The sequence below is a fragment of the Streptococcus porcinus genome (assembly GCF_901542335.1).
In the GTDB taxonomy this organism is placed as follows: Bacteria; Bacillota; Bacilli; order Lactobacillales; family Streptococcaceae; genus Streptococcus; species Streptococcus porcinus_A.
Map to the genome: position 1 here is coordinate 1,503,032 of NZ_LR594036.1, position 16,295 is coordinate 1,519,326.

The window sequence follows — 16,295 nt, forward strand, 5'->3', positions numbered from 1 at the left end:
ATGACAAGCCAAGAAAAATTTGATTTGCTTGAGAAGCGTATGGCCTCCCAAGCTGATCCTGGACAAGCTGAAAAAATGGCGGCCTATATGAAAAACCATTTTGACTTTTACGGCATTCCTGCGGGCCCTCGTCGCCTCATCTACAAAGATATTATTGTGGCGGATAAAAAGGCTAAGTCCATCGACTGGAACTTGCTCAACCTTTCTTGGGCAAGTCCCAAACGGGAAATGCACTACTTTGTCTGTGATTATCTTAGGGCTTTGGCTAAATGGCTAAGCTTCGACCATGTTCCCAAACTCTTAACCTATGTCAGTAGCAATCAGTGGTGGGATTCCATCGACCATTTTGACCACATTTTGGGCAGCATTGAGGACGACAGGCGGGATGCATTCATGTTGGAACTCTCGCTGTCAGAGGATTTTTGGTTGCGACGCATCGCCATTGATCATCAGTTGGGCAAAAAAGATAAAACCAAGCCGGAACTTTTGGCTACTATTATCTTAAACAATCTGGGATCGTCAGAATTCTTCATCAATAAAGCCATCGGTTGGAGCTTGCGGGATTATTCGAAGACCAATCCTGATTGGGTGCGAAAGTTTGTCAAAGAACATAAAAAACAAATGGCACCACTTTCAATCAGAGAAGCCAGTAAATATATCTAAAAAGAAGAGACAGACGTTACATCCTACCTTTCTCTTTTCGCGTCTCTTTTCGCGAAATGTAAAAAGTAATGCGACATTGACATCAACAAAAATTGTCTATGGGTCCATCTTCGACAATACTTCTTTTTTTGATAGTCTAGGCAATATTTCCAGCTATGATGATGGCTATAAACTTACAAAATACTTCCTTGGGTATAGAACGATTGATGCTATCATTGCTAATAGCGATAATGTTCTCGTAGGACTTATCCAATATTACCAATACCAACAGCACCCATTAATCGTCAGTCAAGAGGCTTAAATCTCTGGAAAAATCTTAAAATTTCCAAGTATTGATAACCATAGCTTCCAGTTCGGATATCAAACATTCCATGTGGCTATTGATTCGACCGTTAAACATAAGATTATAAAGTCAGAATTTCTAGAAAAATGTTACTGAAATTCTAGGTTTTCAAGTCGAATTTTTTGTTAATTTACCAAAGTAGGGCTATAATAACCTAAAACTATATATTATTAATGGAGAGAAAAATGATTGCTAAATCAACAACAATGCTTTATGTTAATGACACTGAAGCTGCAATGACTTTTTGGACAGAAAAGATGGGTTTTGTCATAACGGATCAAACAGATGTTGAAGGGGTAAAATCTTACGAAGTAGCACCTTCACGTGATGCCGCTGCTAAATTTGGAATCCACAATAAGGATTTAGTAGCACAAGCAAATCCTGGAATGAACCTTGAATTTCCTTCACTCTTGATGGAAACTGATGATTTAGAAGCTGAATACCAAATCCTGACTGAAAATGGGGTCAATACAAACCCAATTATGGAATATCAAGGTATGGTTCACTTCACTTTCACTGATAACGAGGGTCACTACATCGCTATTCGTCAAACAAGATCGTTGAATTAAGGAGAAAAAATGGTTACTGCATTGAATGTTTACTTAGTTACAAATGGTAACGGAAAAGAAGCTGTTGAATTTTACAAAAATGCCTTTAAAGCTGAAATCACTAATTTAATCTTTTGGAAAGATGGTGTGCCAGATTGTCCAAAAGACCGTGAAAACCTCGTGATGAATGCGCAAATGGAGTTCAATGGTATCCGTCTTCAATTATCTGATGAAAATCCTGACTTTGAGTATAAAGCAGGTGGTAACATGTCTGCTGCAATTATTGTTGATAGTATCGAAGAAGCTCAAGACCTGTATGCTAAATTGTCCGTCAATGCCCAAGAAATTGTGATGGAACTCCAAGAAATGTTCTGGAGTCCAGCCTACGCTAACTTTATCGACCAATTCGGTATCACGTGGCAAATCAACACTGAATTACCAAGCTAATGACCAAAAAAGACCAAGTATTGAGTATATACTCAACACTTGGTCTTTTTTAATGTCAAGATAAGAGTTAGTTTCCTTCCCAACTCTTATTTAAAAAAACGCTCATAAGATTGCTTTGAACCAATTTGAAGAACTTTATCATCCTTAACTAGTATTGGTCTCTTTATCAACATACCATCTTGTGCAAGGAGCTGCGTTGCCTCTTCTAGAGTCAAACAATCTATTTTATCTTTTAGACCGAGTTCTCTATAGGAATGGCCACTAGTATTAAAAAAATTCTTCATCGGAAAGTCTGAATTCTCCATCCACTGTTTCAAAAGCTCAGCCCTTGGGGGATTAGACTTGATGTCCACTGTCTCAAAATCAGATAGATACTGTTTCAGTTCAGCTTTTGCTTTACGACAGGTAGAACATTTAGGGTATTCATAAAAAGTGTACATAATAAATCCTTTCTAAAAACCTTGTTCATGCTCTAATAGCCAGATTTTTTTATCCAAACCACCAGCATAGCCGGTTAGCTGTCCATCTGATCCTACTATTCGATGACAAGGTATAAAAATACTAAGGGGATTATGGCCGACCGCACCACCAACGGCCTGTGCTGAAGCACAATTAATCCTCTCTGCGATGTCTTTATAGCTTCTTGTTTCTCCATAAGGAATTTCTTGTAAACAACGCCAAACCTTCTGACGAAAGTCCGAACCCTTTATAGAAAGAAAGTCAGCTTTAGTTGGTTGAGCTTGATAGAAATAAGTATCTAACCACTGACATGCCTCCCTTAACACGACAGTCTCTTGCAGTTGCGAAACTTCACAGATACCAGCTTCAAAATACTTTTGACCTTGAAACCAAGCACCAATTAACCCTACTTCATCTGCTATTAAGGACATATCTCCAATGGGAGAATGATAAATTATTTTTGATAAGCTCATCACTTTTCCAACCATTCCTATTCCTTGTTTCAATTTATCCCTTAACATCAAAGGTCAAGGAACTTATCTTAAGGCTTCTTAATCAGCCGCACACGAATAATATTCTCACTAGCTTTAAAATCTTCTACTAATTGCTTAACCTTATTTAAATCGCCTTCGTCTAAATCAATTAAGGTGTAAGCATAGTCACCTTTTGAGCGGTTAATGATATTATCAATATTAATATCCAAAGCTGATACCGCTGTTGAAATAGTCGCGACAATGTTAGGGACGTTTTTATTGATTAAGGTAATCCGATACGGAGCAGTTAGGGCTTGGTGAACATTTGGAAAGTTAACTGAGTTTGTAATTTCACCAGTTTCCATAAAACGTCTAATGGTTTGACTTGCCATGATGGCACAATTTAATTCGGCTTCCTTGGTTGAACCGCCAACATGAGGAAAAACAGTGATTTTTTTCCTGTTTAAAAGTTCTGGACTTGCAAAATCAGTCATATAACGTTTAACGACCCCTGTTTCAATTGCATCAAACAAAGCTTGATGATCAACTAATTCTGCACGCGCAAAGTTGATAATAGTGGTTCCTTTTGCCATCAATGCAAAACTCTCAGTATTAAAAGTTGCTTTTGTCTCTTGGGTTAGTGGGACATGAACCGTTATATAATCAGACTTAGCAAATATTTCTTTGAGATTATTAACCCTTTGCACATGACTTGAAATACTCCAAGCAGTCTCAATTGAGACATAAGGATCATAACCCAAAACATTCATTCCTAAACGATAGGCATCATTAGCTATTCTACCCCCAATTGCCCCCAGACCAATAACTCCAAGCGTTTTACCACTGATCTCTGTTCCAGCAAACTGTTTCTTGCCAGTTTCAACTTGCTTACCAAGATCAGCACCTTGTAATAGATTAGCCCAGTGATTAGCAGAAATATAATCTCGAGCAGCCATTAAGATAGCTGCCAATACTGCTTCTTTTACTGCATTTGCATTTGCTCCAGGTGTATTAAAAACGACAACCCCTTCTGAACTAGCCTGATCAACTGGAATATTATTTGTTCCTGCCCCAGCTCTGGCTACTGCCTTTAAGTTACTTGGAAAGAGGTGCCCGTGTAGTTGCTCACTCCTTAGAATATAGGCATCCGGATTGTTTGCTAAATCACCATCAATTTGAAATTGGTTTCCAAGCTCTTTTAAACCAATTTGGTTAATATTATTAAAAGTTTTTACACTATAAACCATATCTATTTTTACTGGGAAGGCTTGCTTCTCCAGCACTCCTTCCTGATTATGCTTCTAAAAATCGTAACGACGGTCTTCATCAATTTCTTGGTATTTTACCGTCTTTTCATCTTCTTTTTTGAGTTTTTGATAAGCTAAGCGCACTCCAGCCAAGGGAACTTTTCCACAAAAGTGAAAGCCTAATTTTGACAGAATAGCTTGCATAGCTAAATTTTTCTCGTGAGTATCACAACGAAAATCATCATAATCAAAACCCTCAATCAATCCTTCTACAAAAGTTTGTGCTATACCTTTCCCTTGGATGTCTTTTGCAACCGCAATCCGATGAAATGTAATGTAGTGTCTGTCATCTGTTAGCCATTGTCCATCATAGATAGCATTATAGGCTTCTTCATTACCATAAATTGCTGCCGCGTAAGCAATAACCTCACCATCTTCTAAGGCCACATAGCCAACCCCATCAATAATATCGTCTATAATGACGTCTGCAGTAGGATAGCCATCCTGCCATTGATCACTTCCATAAGATGCCAGTACTGCTTTAGCATCTTCAATAATTGTCATAATCGAATCCACTTCATTAGGAAAGGCTAATCTAATATTCATATTTTGCCTCTTTTCATCTCGATTTACTTACTATTTTGAGCTTCAAATTGAGCCATAAAATCGACTAAAGCAATAACACCTTCTTTAGGAAAAGCATTATAGATACTTGCTCTCATACCACCAACACTACGATGACCTTTAATATTTTTAAAGCCTGCCTTCTCAGCTTCTTCGATAAATAGACGATCTAAAGCCTCAGAAGGCGTTGTGAAAGGTATATTTGACAGCGAGCGTTCCTTTGGATTTTTTACTGGGTTATTGTAAAAGGATGACTGTTCAATAAAAGTATAGAGTAAACCCGATTTTTCGCGGTTAATAAGTTCCATCTGATCTAAGCCTCCTAGCCCTTTGATCCACTCAAAAATCATTTTAGCAATATAGATGCTATAAACAGGAGGTGTATTATATAAAGAGTGTGCCTCCACATGTACCTTATAATCCAACATACTTGATAACATCGGCTCTTTGTTCAATAAATCGTCACGAATAATCACAACTGTGACACCAGCTGGTCCAATATTCTTCTGCGCACCAGCGTAAATCATTCCAAACTCTTCAATCTGGTATCTAACAGCCAAGATATTTGAAGACATATCAGCAACAATAGGCACGCCATTTGTATCTGGTAAATCATAAATGGCTGTTCCTTCAATAGTATTATTTGTTGTGATATGGACATAAGCGGCTTCAGAATCAATTACTGCTTTATCATATAAGGGAATATTAGTAAAATGGTCTTTTTCCGAAGAAGCTAGTAATAACGGCTCAAAAGGAATTGTTTTAGCTAGTTTCAGCGCTTCTGTATAAGCTTTCTTGCCCCAAGAGCCAGCTACGTGATAATAAGCCTTCTTGTTCTTGGCCAAGTTCATAGGAATCATTGAAAATTGTGTTGAAGCTCCTCCTTGTAAAAAAAGAACTTTATAATGATCAGGGATTGCCATTAGTTCTCTAAGCAAGTTTTCTGCTTCTTTAATGATTGTTTCAAATTCTTTGGAGCGGTGTGACAATTCCAAAACGCTCATGCCGCTGGATCGGTAATCAAGCATCTCAGCTTGAGCTCTTTCCAGTACAGATTTTGGCAAGACTGCTGGCCCTGCAGAGAAATTATAAATTGTCATAAAACACCTCCGAATCGAATAATAATACAGAGTATAGCATAATTTTCAGAATTTTACAAAGATTTTTCCAACTTATTTCCTATTCCTAAAAATGATATAATTGAAATAGATAGAGGAGGATGTTATGTTAATAAAAGAATTTTGTGCAGAAAATCTAACCAGTTTAAACCTATTGCAAGGATTAGAGGTTAATCGTGTTGAACTTTGCGATAACTTGGCTGTCGGTGGCACGACACCTTCTTTTGGAATTATTAAAGAAGCATGTAACTTACTTCATGATAAGTCTATTTCGGTCGCAACCATGATTAGACCAAGAGCTGGTAATTTTGTTTATAATGACATTGAACTTAGAGCCATGGAAGAAGATATTATAAAAGCAGTTGAAGCTGGTTCAGACGCCTTAGTTTTGGGCTTACTAACTGATGAGGGACAACTTGATACCGAAGCTATTGAACAACTCCTACCTGCGACACAGGGATTACCTTTAGTTTTTCACATGGCTTTTGATCATATTCCAGAAAAAGATCAATTTGATGCTATAGATCAACTGATTGATTACGGTTTTGTCAGAATTTTGACACATGGTTCTATGGAAGCTAATGACATCTATGATAATATAGATCACCTCAAGAAAATCGTTTCTTATGCCGCTTCTAAAATTGAAATCATGATCGGTGGCGGTGTTACAGCTCAAAATGCTCTTGACCTCAGCCAAAAAATAGGAACTGTTATTGTTCATGGCACTAAAATTGCTTAAGAAACTGCTCATTTGTTCACAAAAATTCCTATTTACTGTTAATTTAGACCCCAACCCAAGTAAGATTTATAACAAAAAGCCAGTGGTAAGGCACCAAATGCACAGTCGCCCACCACTAGCTTTTTTTATTGTTACTCACAAAATATAACATCGGTTGATAAGTATTGTGTTGATATCCTCTACCAAAAGCAAGTACTAAAGTTGTCATTGCTGGGGAAGACAAACTCAAAACTGCTAGTTCTCTTGAACCTCCAAAGCTCTGATAAAGTAAAATTGCGTATAATAAAAATAATCGAAATGACCCAGCTTATAAAATAGAGCCTTTTGTTCTCTGGACCAAATGTAATCCTATATTTGGTAAAACCAGCTAATATCGGAATCAGAGCAGACCACCCGGGCTAATTTGCTTTTTGAAATAAGCGCCAGTTCCCAATTGCAGACATCACAAGTGATAGCATCCCGATAATAAAAATTACCCCATAAATTGCTAAAATGGTGTAACCTATTGCTTCATCTTGGTCCCTTCTAAATTACCTCAAATCTTAATTTATTTTTACTTTGTATTGATGTTCTAAGTCATTATAGCAAAAAACTTTTTTCTTAAAAATAGTATAATTCTTTTCTTTTAATATTCTAAACCCATACATTTTTTAACATTTAAGTCTAACTAGGCGAGGTTAGCTTCGATTTTGATGAAACGTTTGATAAAGTTCCTGACGGCTAAGCTGATATTTTTTAGCAATCCTTTTTATTGCTTGATTTGGCTTACAGCCTTGATTGATTTCTTCTTGCACTAAAGCTACATAATCGACGTCTTTTTCTTGATCTATATCCTGATTCGCATCATGACCCGAAACAATGAGGAGACATTCTCCCTTCAAAGGCTTTTGATTGATATATTCTAGCAGTTGAGATATTAATCCCCTTTGATACTCCTCATAAACCTTGGTAAGCTCTCTGACCAAGGTAACCTGACGATCACCATAAACCTCTAAGAGATGGGAAAGGGTATCGGCGACACGATAAGGTGATTCATAAAAAATCTGTGTCTCCGGATAGTTTTTTTTCTCTTCAAGAAAAGCTTTTTGCTGCCCTACCTTTCGTGGTAAAAAACCATAAAAAAGATGGGGTTGCGGAGCAATACCACTCGCTATTAGCCCCGTTATCCCAGCTGAAGCTCCCGGTAAGGCAACAACACTGATTTCATGAGCTATAGCCTCTTTAACTAAATCATGACCAGGATCAGAAATTGAAGGCATACCTGCATCAGATACTTGAGCCAGCGAATGACCATTTTCTAATAATTCTATTAGTTGTGGAATTTTCTCAAAAGCATTATGTTCATGAAAAGAAATTTGTTTTGTATTAATTCCAAAATGCTTGAGAAGAATACCCGTGTTACGCGTGTCCTCAGCACAAATAAATTCTACTGTTTTTAAGGTTTCGACTGCTCGAAAAGTCATATCTTGCAGATTACCAATCGGTGTAGGTACTAGGTACAAGCTGCCTGTAGTTTTTATCTCTTTAAAACTTTTTTGAATCTGCATATTACAACTTTCTGTCTAATAATTCACGGCAAAACATGCACTCTTCATCATTTTCACGCCTCTGGCCATAAAAGAAATTGCAGATGTGGAAACCTTCATCATAAATACCTTCTAAATGTTCATTTCCTTGTTTAGAAGGTGTCTTAGCAAGGGTTTCATTTTCTAGTTGACTGAGGCGCTCTCGCAATTTAGTATTTTCAAGGCGTAAGACCGTGTTCTCCTCAACTAAGCCTTGGACTTGCTTTTTCATAGCTTCAATATCAGCTAGGGTGATCATTAAGTTCTGAGAAAATCCATCAAATGCATCAAATAGCTCTCTTTTATTTACCAATGGTTACCTCCTCTAATGGATAGGTTAAAACAGTTTGTTTATCTTCTAAAATGACTTTTAAGCTCTCACTAAAAATGTTGATTGAAAGAACACGGGCCGGACCATTATCTGTCATGACTATACTACCAAAATCTGGAAATTTCTTTTTACTTTCGCTATAAAAGTCATCTTCATATTGTAAACAGCATAAAAGTCTGCCACAGTAACCTAAGTTTTTTCCAGAGTTCAATGACAAACTTTGATTTTTTAGCATCTTAATGGACACTGTTGGAAATTCTCCTAAAAAACTAGAACAACAAAGTGGACGGCCACATGGTCCAATACCTCCAAAAACCTTAGCTTCTTCTCTACTATTTAGCTGCTTTAACTCAATACGTGTCTTAAATAATGCCGCTAAGTCTTTTAAGAGTTGACGGAAATCCACACGTTCTTCCGCCGAAAATGTAATCATGACATAATTCCGATCCAACGGAAAAAAAATATCAATTAGCTTCATATTTAAATGATTTTGGGCAATTAAAGCACGTACTTGGTCCTTTGATTTTTCGGCTAAATCTTTGTTGGTGACAAAAGCCTTTATATCCATTTGATTTGCTTGACGCAAAGCATAAGGCATCTCTTTGGGTAGTTGGGTCTCTTTAAATTCCTTTAAACCACGCGTAACTTGACCAAGTTGGTCTCCCTTACTACTTTGAATTACAAGCCAAGTGTCAAGTGGAAAATCTTGTTCTGATATAACATACCTTGTTACAGGCGAATCTACAAATTTAACTCCTATTGTACTTGTCATGATAGCACCATGTATTCTAATGAATTTTGAAAGGAGACATTACTCTCCCACATCTGTCTTGCTAAATAGAGCCCATCCAGGTAATGGATTGCTTTTGGTTGATTATAATCATTGGCCAAATGATAGGTAATAAGTTTTAAAATGATATCTTGTTCTTTTTTGTCTAGGGCCGAAGTCGCTAACCGACTTACTTCTAAATATGCTTTTTCCTGATTACTTAGTAGACTTTGTGTAAATTTTTGACTTAAAGTTATAAACTCTAAAATCTTAGAATCCTTAACGAGCTTGTCTAGGTCATCAGGACTTTTAGCTAATTTTGCCATTAAATCAGCTTGATTTTTCAGTAGTCCAGCTTTTTGAGCCTGCCTAGATAAGTAATCTTCATTTTTAGGAAAACGAAATATCTGAGTTCTACTTTTGATCGTGGGTAAAACTTGGTTATCATCGTTAGTCAATAAAAAGATATAAGAAGCACTTTGTGGTTCTTCAATATGCTTCAAGAGAGCATTGGCAGCATTTACATGCATTTTTTCGCAATCTCTAATAATAAAAACTTGCTGCTCCCCTTCATAACCAGTCCGAGAAAAATTTTTTAACATTTCTCGAATAGCTTCTGTTTTAATAACCTGTCCAGTTGGTTCCAAAATGGTAAGGTCCTGAAACTCATTTTTTGTAATCAGTTGACAAGAACGGCATCTGTCACAAGGAAGCTTATCTTTTAAATCCTGACAAAAGATAGCTTTTGTTAAGTATAAGGCCATCTCAAAATTGGCAAAATCACCTGAAAATAAATAAGCATGATTTAGACGCTTTTTTGCTAATATAGTTTGAAAAGACCTATAGGCTTGGGGGGCCAATTCTTCAATAGACATCCAATCATCCTTTCCTTATCTTTAGATTTTTTCTTTGATAATGCCAAAAGCTTGCGCAATAACATCATCTAGAGCCTTGGAAGCATCAATCGTCACAATTCTGTCAGGAGCTTCACTAGCTAGCTCCAAATACCCTTTTCGTACTTGCTGGTGCATCTCAATTTTTTCCATATCAAGACGATTAATCTCACGCTTTTTGTTTTTTGCAATCCGGGCTAAACCAATTTCAGGACTAACATCAAAGTAGAGGGTTAAATCAGGTTTGACCCCATCTGTTGCAAAATTATTTAGCCATTGAATATCCTTTTTTGAGAGACCTCTACCTGCTCCTTGATAGGCAACAGAGCTGTCAATGAAGCGATCTATCAGAACTATTTGACCTTGATTTAAGGCAGGTAGTACCTTTTCAACCAAATGCTGCCTTCTGGCAGCAATATAGAGTAAAAGTTCTGTTTTAGGATCCATAGCCGTATTTCGGACATCTAAAATAACTTCTCTGATACTCTCAGCAATTGTTACTCCTCCTGGTTCTCGCGTCACTACCATTTCAGTCTGATTTATATTTTCTAAGAGAGGAATTAGTCCCTCTATAACACTCGTTTTTCCAGCACCATCTGGCCCTTCAAATGTAATTAATTTACCTTTTGCCATATCTGTTCCTTTTTCATTTCTGTTACTATTTTACCAAAATTTAAACAAAAAAACACTGCCTTTCGTCAAGGCAGTAAAAGATTAGTCTAGATTTGCTTTAAGATGGGTTGCCTCTACTGAAATAACTGTCACACCTGTAGCTTGTAATCTTTCAGTTAAGATAGACCGATCTATATTTCCATCAATTTGGAGTTCCACAACTGTTTTGCCTGTAGCTCGTGTATCAGCGACAATACGACCAATATTAAGATTTGCTTTAGAAATAGATTCTGCAACTTTAGCTAAGACTCCAACAACATTATCAGCCTCTAAAACAACACGTACTCCTTCAGTTCCATAACCAGAAACATGAAGAAAGGCTTTAAAAACATCTCGGTCTGTAATAATCCCACAGAGTTGATGATTATCAAGAACTGGTAATACACCAATTTTATGCTCTAACATTAAATAAATAGCATCTTCGAGACTAGCTTCTGGTGTGATTGTTATCACTTTTTTTAACATAATATCCTTAATTTTTGTTTTATTAAGGAGATAATTCATTTCGTAAATAGATAAACTGGTCGCTTTTGACGGTGTTGCTTCAGCCATAGTCCCTGCAGTGACAAGACCAACTAAGCTACCATCTTCCATAACAGGAAGTCTTCGAATGTCTTGATCTCGCATAATATCAGCAGCCTGAGCTACACCAGTATTAGGTGTAATAGTGACGACCTCTTTTGTCATATAATCTTTAACAGCCATAACAATTCCTCATAATCTCTTTTTTTATTTAGATAACCTATCTCAGGTAATTTGTCCTTCTAACCGCCTAGGTAAGCTTTTTTCACCTGATCTGATTCTAATAATTCTGAACCTGAACCAGATAAAACTACTTTTCCAGTTTCCAAAACATAGGCCCGATTAGCTATTGATAAGGCCTTATTGGCATTTTGCTCAATCAACAAGACAGTCATTCCCTGTTTTTGAATATCTTGGATAATATCAAAAATTTCATTAATAAAAATAGGTGCTAATCCCATAGAAGGCTCATCTAAAAGTAATAATTTGGGCTTACTCATCAAGGCTCTTCCCATTGCAAGCATCTGTTGTTCCCCACCAGATAAAGTGGCGGCATCTTGATTTTTACGTTCTTCGAGACGTGGAAAACGCTCAAAAATCATTTTTAAAGTTCGTTGATTTTCTGCCTTATCCTTTATCAAGAAAGCTCCCATCTCTAAATTTTCCATCACCGTTAATCCAGCAAAGACATGCCGCCCTTCTGGCACTTGAGATAAACCTTGGGCTACAATTTTTCGTGCTGGTAACTTCTCAATAGATTGACCTAAAAAAGAGATGTTACCCTTACTGGGCTTGATCAAACCAGAGATAGTACGTAAAATGGACGTTTTTCCTGCTCCATTTGCACCAATGAGAGTAACAACTTCTCCTTCTTCAACAGTAAAAGAAACGTCTTTAACAGCCTCAATTGCACCATAATTTATTGATAAGTCTTCAACTGATAACATAGGCATTACAGTTCTCCTCCTAAATAGGCTTCGATGACCCGTTTATTGTTTCTAATCTCTTGCGGTGTCCCATGAGCAATCAAACGACCATATTCTAAAACATAAATTCTTTCGGTTACTTCCATTACTAAACTCATGTCGTGTTCTATTAAAATGATCGTAATACCAAAATCATTTTTAATTTGACGAATTAATGCTGTTAATTCTGCTGTTTCTTGAGGATTCATTCCAGCTGCTGGTTCATCTAAAAATAAAATTTTAGGTTTAGTGGCTAATGCTCGCACAATCTCAAGACGTCGCTGCTGCCCATAAGGAAGGTTTTTAGCTAAGGTATTAGCTTCTTGGTCTAATTTAAAAATTGCTAAGAGCTTAAGAGCTTTTTCTTTTAGCTCAGTCTCTTTTTTATAATAACTTGGTAAGCGTAAGATACTTGCTAAAAGATTATCTTTTTCCTGATTGGCTAAGCCAATTAAGACATTATCAAGTACTGACATATCTTTAAAAAGACGAATATTTTGGAATGTGCGTGATAAGCCAAGAGCAGCAATTTTATAGGGAGCTTTTCCATTCAGTAAAGTTCCATCTAAGGTTACTGTCCCCTCACTCGGAAGGTAAACTCCCGTCAAAAGATTGAATAATGTTGTTTTTCCTGCTCCGTTTGGACCAATTAATCCTACTAGTTCTCCTTGGTTTAATTCCATCGTGACATCACCAACAGCCGTCAAACCACCAAAATTTTTGGTTAAATGATTAACTTCAAGAAGTGCCATTTATTTGCCCTCCTTCTTTATGTCAAAAAATAAACTTGATAAGACAAGTTCTTTAGTTCCCATAAGACCACCAGGTTTGAAAACCATTGCTAAGATTAAAGCTATAGAATAAATAATCATCCGAATATCGGAGAAGCTTTGTAAATACATATTAAGTACTCCTAAGACAATAGCAGCGAGGATCGTACCTGTCATTGATCCCAAACCTCCCAGTACCGCAATAATCAAGTAATCAATAGACCGCATAATGGTGAAATCTTTAGGAACAACCGTTCCAATATAACCAACGTATAAAGAACCCGCAATACTTGCTGTCGTCGCAGCAAAAGCAAAGGTTAAAACTTTTATTTTCGTCGTATTAACACCCATTGATTCTGCAGCAATCTCATTTTCACGAATCGAGATAACTTGACGACCAACTGACGAACGTAAAAAATTGAGCATTGCCACTGCAATAAAAACTACAAAGACAAACACAACCGGCCACGTACTATAACGCAGGATTCCTGTCAATCCAGCTGCACCATTTGTAATATCTCCTCCATTAACTATTGCAATACGAATAATTTCGGCAACACCCAAGGTAGCAATAGCTAAATAGTCTCCTTTGAGTCGTAGAGTTGGGAAACCGACAATAATTGCAAGTACCCCCGCTACCAAAACACCCAATAACATGGAAATATAAAATCCGAGATAAGTTGGCATATAATTTGTGAAAATAGCTGTAGCATAGGCCCCAATTACCATAAAACCTGCTTGACCTAACGGAAACTGGCCTGAAAAACCAAGAACTAGATTGGTCCCCATAGCCATAATAATTGAAATACCAATTCCCATTAGAATTTGTACATGATAAGGACCAAGTAAACCACCATTAATCAAAAAATTAAGGGCAAGAAAAAGACAGGTCATCATGATTAACCAAGTTCCGAGGGATTTTTTATTTTTTCTCATCCTTATACCTTTTCCTTTACATTTTTTCCTAATAGCCCAGCTGGTCTTATTAATAAAATCAGAATCAAGACGGCGTAAACAATAGCATCACGATAACTTGAGAAGCCAATGGAAACCGAAATAGTCTCAATAAGACCAATCATAAAACCTCCCAAGGCAGCGCCTGGTATAATCCCAATTCCACCTAAAACCGCAGCAACAAAAGCTTTAATTCCTGGCGTCATGCCCATCAAAGGATTAATCGAATTATAATATAAACCAATCAAAACCCCTGCTGCTCCAGCTAATGCAGAGCCAAGAGCAAAAGTGAAACTGATGGTGGAGTTGACATTAATTCCCATTAATTGGGCAGCGTCGCTGTCAACAGACACCGCGCGCATTGCTTTTCCCATTTTGGTCTTTTTAACAACAAACTGTAAACAAATCATTAAAAGGATTGAAACCACTAGAATAATAATTTGAACATTGCTGATGCTTACCGGACCTAGTGAATATTTAACTGTTTTTAAAGCTTGAGGGAAAGCTCTAGCTTCTGCCCCGACAAGATAGACCATTCCATACTCCAAGAGGAATGATACCCCGATAGCAGTAATGAGTGCCGCAATCCGGGTAGAATGGCGTAAGGGACGATAGGCTAAAAATTCAATCAACATACCTAAGCAAGCTGTAATCACCATCGTTAGTAAGAGAGCTACAAAGATATTGAGATGAAAAACATTAATTAAATAATAACCTATAAAAGCACCCATCATGAACAAATCGCCATGTGCGAAGTTTATTAATTTGATAATACCATAAACCATGGTGTAACCCAAGGCCAAAAGAGCATAGACACTGCCCAAAATCAGGCCGTTAACAAGTTGTTGAAGCATTTATTTACCAATCTTTCTACATTTCTTAAACAGTCTTTTTTCTCATTTTGCCGCAATAACGGTTGCTGAACTTTCTTTCCCCTTGGTTAAACCAATGACTGTCACAGATTTGATAGGGTTGTGTTTGTGGTCAATAGTCATCGTGCCAGTAACACCTTCAAATTGCTTTAATGCCGCAATCCCTTCAGAAATATCTTTCGAAGTTTTTGCTCCTTTAGCAGCCTCTGCTACCATGTACACAGAATCATAGGCTAAGGCCGCAAACATTGATGGCTCTTTGCCATATTTCTTTTTATAATGTTCAGCAAAAGTGACCGCTTTTTTAGATATGGACGCAGAATAACCAGAAAGATAATAAACATCTGTAACATTATCTTTTCCGCCAAGTTCAACTAACTTAGCATCAGCAAAGCCATCAGGACCTACAATGGGTACTTTTATCCCCATTTCACGCGCCTGCTTAATAATAGTCCCAGTTTCTTGATAATAACCCGGCATAATGACAGCATCATAATGTTGATTTTTTATTTTTGTCAATGCTGATTGGAAATCCGTATCACCTGACTGATAGGTAGACTCGGAAACAATTTTACCCTTGTAAACACGTTTAAATCGTTTGGCAATGCCTTTTGCGTAGTCACTAGAGTTATCATAAAAGAGAGCCACTTTTTTAGCTTTTAAATGATCACTGGCAAATGTTGACAAAACATCTCCTTGATAAGAATCAATAAAAGTTGTTCGGTAGATATAATCGTACGTTTTTCCGTCTTTCGCAATCGTTAAGTCATCTTGCGTCCCAGAAGGCGTAATCAACGGTACTGCTGCTTGTGTGGCATTAGGTGATGCTGCTGCTGCCGCTCCTGAAGTAGATGGTCCGATAATGACATTAACGTTATTTTGCGTTGCCAAGCTAGTCGTTACAGTAGCAGACTCAGCATTTTCTGATTTGTTATCTTTTGAAATGACTTCTATCTTTTTACCATTGATACCACCAGCTTTATTAATTTCAGCAACAGCCATCATTGCGCCAACTTTTTCTGCACTGCCATAAGCAGAAACTGGTCCTGTCAGCTCCAAGTTTAGACCAATTTTCACCGTTTTCTCAATTTTGGTTCCTTCAGCATTTGATGTACTACTGGGGGGAGCCGCATCACAAGCTGCTAATGAAAATAAAGCGAGTCCTGCGCCTATTGTGGCAAAAATTTTCTTTTGCATAAATCATTTCCTCATCTAGTCTAAAGTAATATGTATCTAAGAATACAGAATTATCAGAAAATTGTCAATAGTTTAAACTGGTTTTTAATGTAAAAAAGGCTAGGACATTAATTCCTAGCCACTT

The 16,295-nt window shown here is 37.1% G+C and carries 21 protein-coding genes; 5 read left to right on the forward strand and 16 right to left on the reverse strand.

Annotated elements, in window-relative coordinates; all coding sequences use genetic code 11:
• From FGK96_RS07195 to FGK96_RS07210, 4 genes are all read left to right on the forward strand, one after another.
• Entirely contained in the window at nucleotides 1-663 is a 663-nt protein-coding gene (locus FGK96_RS07195; RefSeq protein WP_138082645.1) for a DNA alkylation repair protein, read from the forward strand.
• A 76-nt stretch (nucleotides 664-739) separates the two neighbouring features.
• Nucleotides 740-964, forward strand: coding sequence for a hypothetical protein (locus tag FGK96_RS07200; RefSeq protein WP_138082647.1), 225 nt, complete (start codon nucleotides 740-742; stop codon nucleotides 962-964).
• 227 nt (nucleotides 965-1,191) lie between these two features.
• The gene (locus FGK96_RS07205) at nucleotides 1,192-1,575 is read left to right on the forward strand and encodes a VOC family protein (RefSeq protein ID WP_138082649.1); all 384 of its coding nucleotides are present in this window, start codon (nucleotides 1,192-1,194) and stop codon (nucleotides 1,573-1,575) included.
• A gap of 9 nt (nucleotides 1,576-1,584) precedes the next feature.
• Nucleotides 1,585-2,001 carry a VOC family protein gene (locus FGK96_RS07210; RefSeq protein WP_138082651.1) on the forward strand — a complete coding sequence of 139 codons (417 nt, stop codon included), beginning with the start codon at nucleotides 1,585-1,587 and terminating at the stop codon, nucleotides 1,999-2,001.
• Nucleotides 2,002-2,087: 86 nt separating this feature from the next.
• Here the strand turns inward: FGK96_RS07210 and FGK96_RS07215 are convergent, their stop codons facing one another.
• The 5 genes from FGK96_RS07215 to serC form a co-directional block, all read right to left on the reverse strand.
• The gene (locus tag FGK96_RS07215) at nucleotides 2,088-2,441 is read right to left on the reverse strand and encodes an arsenate reductase family protein (protein ID WP_138082653.1); all 354 of its coding nucleotides are present in this window, start codon (nucleotides 2,439-2,441) and stop codon (nucleotides 2,088-2,090) included.
• Between the two features lie 12 nt (nucleotides 2,442-2,453).
• The gene (locus FGK96_RS07220; protein WP_138083515.1) at nucleotides 2,454-2,933 is read right to left on the reverse strand and encodes a methylated-DNA--[protein]-cysteine S-methyltransferase; all 480 of its coding nucleotides are present in this window, start codon (nucleotides 2,931-2,933) and stop codon (nucleotides 2,454-2,456) included.
• 68 nt (nucleotides 2,934-3,001) lie between these two features.
• Nucleotides 3,002-4,180 (reverse strand): phosphoglycerate dehydrogenase, encoded by a 1,179-nt coding sequence (locus FGK96_RS07225; RefSeq protein WP_138083516.1) that lies wholly within the window; start codon nucleotides 4,178-4,180, stop codon nucleotides 3,002-3,004.
• Between the two features lie 54 nt (nucleotides 4,181-4,234).
• Nucleotides 4,235-4,786 carry a GNAT family N-acetyltransferase gene (locus FGK96_RS07230; RefSeq protein ID WP_138082655.1) on the reverse strand — a complete coding sequence of 184 codons (552 nt, stop codon included), beginning with the start codon at nucleotides 4,784-4,786 and terminating at the stop codon, nucleotides 4,235-4,237.
• A 23-nt stretch (nucleotides 4,787-4,809) separates the two neighbouring features.
• The gene (gene serC / locus FGK96_RS07235; RefSeq protein WP_138082657.1) at nucleotides 4,810-5,904 is read right to left on the reverse strand and encodes a 3-phosphoserine/phosphohydroxythreonine transaminase; all 1,095 of its coding nucleotides are present in this window, start codon (nucleotides 5,902-5,904) and stop codon (nucleotides 4,810-4,812) included.
• A gap of 124 nt (nucleotides 5,905-6,028) precedes the next feature.
• On the opposite strand from serC, the gene FGK96_RS07240 reads away from it, so the two are divergent.
• The gene (locus tag FGK96_RS07240) at nucleotides 6,029-6,661 is read left to right on the forward strand and encodes a copper homeostasis protein CutC (RefSeq protein ID WP_138082659.1); all 633 of its coding nucleotides are present in this window, start codon (nucleotides 6,029-6,031) and stop codon (nucleotides 6,659-6,661) included.
• A 677-nt stretch (nucleotides 6,662-7,338) separates the two neighbouring features.
• On the opposite strand, the gene rsmI is transcribed toward FGK96_RS07240, so the two are convergent.
• The 11 genes from rsmI to FGK96_RS07300 all read right to left on the reverse strand — a co-directional run bounded on the left by rsmI (nucleotide 7,339) and on the right by FGK96_RS07300 (nucleotide 16,171).
• Complete coding sequence (gene rsmI, locus FGK96_RS07250; RefSeq protein WP_138082661.1) at nucleotides 7,339-8,208, reverse strand: 16S rRNA (cytidine(1402)-2'-O)-methyltransferase; 870 nt, start codon at nucleotides 8,206-8,208, stop codon at nucleotides 7,339-7,341.
• 1 nt (nucleotide 8,209) lies between these two features.
• The gene (gene yabA, locus FGK96_RS07255; protein WP_050791098.1) at nucleotides 8,210-8,485 is read right to left on the reverse strand and encodes a DNA replication initiation control protein YabA; all 276 of its coding nucleotides are present in this window, start codon (nucleotides 8,483-8,485) and stop codon (nucleotides 8,210-8,212) included.
• 43 nt (nucleotides 8,486-8,528) lie between these two features.
• On the reverse strand, nucleotides 8,529-9,329 hold the full coding sequence (gene ricT / locus FGK96_RS07260; RefSeq protein WP_138082663.1) for a regulatory iron-sulfur-containing complex subunit RicT: 801 nt from the start codon (nucleotides 9,327-9,329) through the stop codon (nucleotides 8,529-8,531).
• A complete protein-coding gene (locus FGK96_RS07265) occupies nucleotides 9,326-10,201 on the reverse strand; it encodes a DNA polymerase III subunit delta' (RefSeq protein WP_138082665.1) in 876 nt (291 codons plus the stop codon). The genes ricT and FGK96_RS07265 overlap by 4 nt, the downstream gene beginning before the upstream one ends.
• 21 nt (nucleotides 10,202-10,222) lie before the next feature.
• The gene (tmk, locus tag FGK96_RS07270) at nucleotides 10,223-10,852 is read right to left on the reverse strand and encodes a dTMP kinase (RefSeq protein WP_138082667.1); all 630 of its coding nucleotides are present in this window, start codon (nucleotides 10,850-10,852) and stop codon (nucleotides 10,223-10,225) included.
• Nucleotides 10,853-10,933: 81 nt separating this feature from the next.
• Nucleotides 10,934-11,596, reverse strand: a complete 663-nt coding sequence (locus FGK96_RS07275) for a CBS domain-containing protein (RefSeq protein WP_138082669.1) — start codon at nucleotides 11,594-11,596, stop codon at nucleotides 10,934-10,936.
• A 59-nt stretch (nucleotides 11,597-11,655) separates the two neighbouring features.
• Nucleotides 11,656-12,366: an ABC transporter ATP-binding protein gene (locus tag FGK96_RS07280; protein WP_138082671.1), complete on the reverse strand. Its 711-nt coding sequence runs from the start codon at nucleotides 12,364-12,366 to the stop codon at nucleotides 11,656-11,658.
• Entirely contained in the window at nucleotides 12,366-13,130 is a 765-nt protein-coding gene (locus tag FGK96_RS07285; RefSeq protein WP_138082673.1) for an ABC transporter ATP-binding protein, read from the reverse strand. Before FGK96_RS07285 ends, FGK96_RS07280 begins: the two co-directional genes overlap by 1 nt.
• Nucleotides 13,131-14,084: a branched-chain amino acid ABC transporter permease gene (locus FGK96_RS07290; RefSeq protein WP_138082675.1), complete on the reverse strand. Its 954-nt coding sequence runs from the start codon at nucleotides 14,082-14,084 to the stop codon at nucleotides 13,131-13,133. It lies immediately after the preceding gene.
• 2 nt (nucleotides 14,085-14,086) lie between these two features.
• Nucleotides 14,087-14,956: a branched-chain amino acid ABC transporter permease gene (locus tag FGK96_RS07295; RefSeq protein ID WP_138082677.1), complete on the reverse strand. Its 870-nt coding sequence runs from the start codon at nucleotides 14,954-14,956 to the stop codon at nucleotides 14,087-14,089.
• Nucleotides 14,957-14,998: 42 nt separating this feature from the next.
• Nucleotides 14,999-16,171 (reverse strand): ABC transporter substrate-binding protein, encoded by a 1,173-nt coding sequence (locus FGK96_RS07300; RefSeq protein WP_138082679.1) that lies wholly within the window; start codon nucleotides 16,169-16,171, stop codon nucleotides 14,999-15,001.
• Between the last annotated feature and the right edge of the window lie 124 nt (nucleotides 16,172-16,295).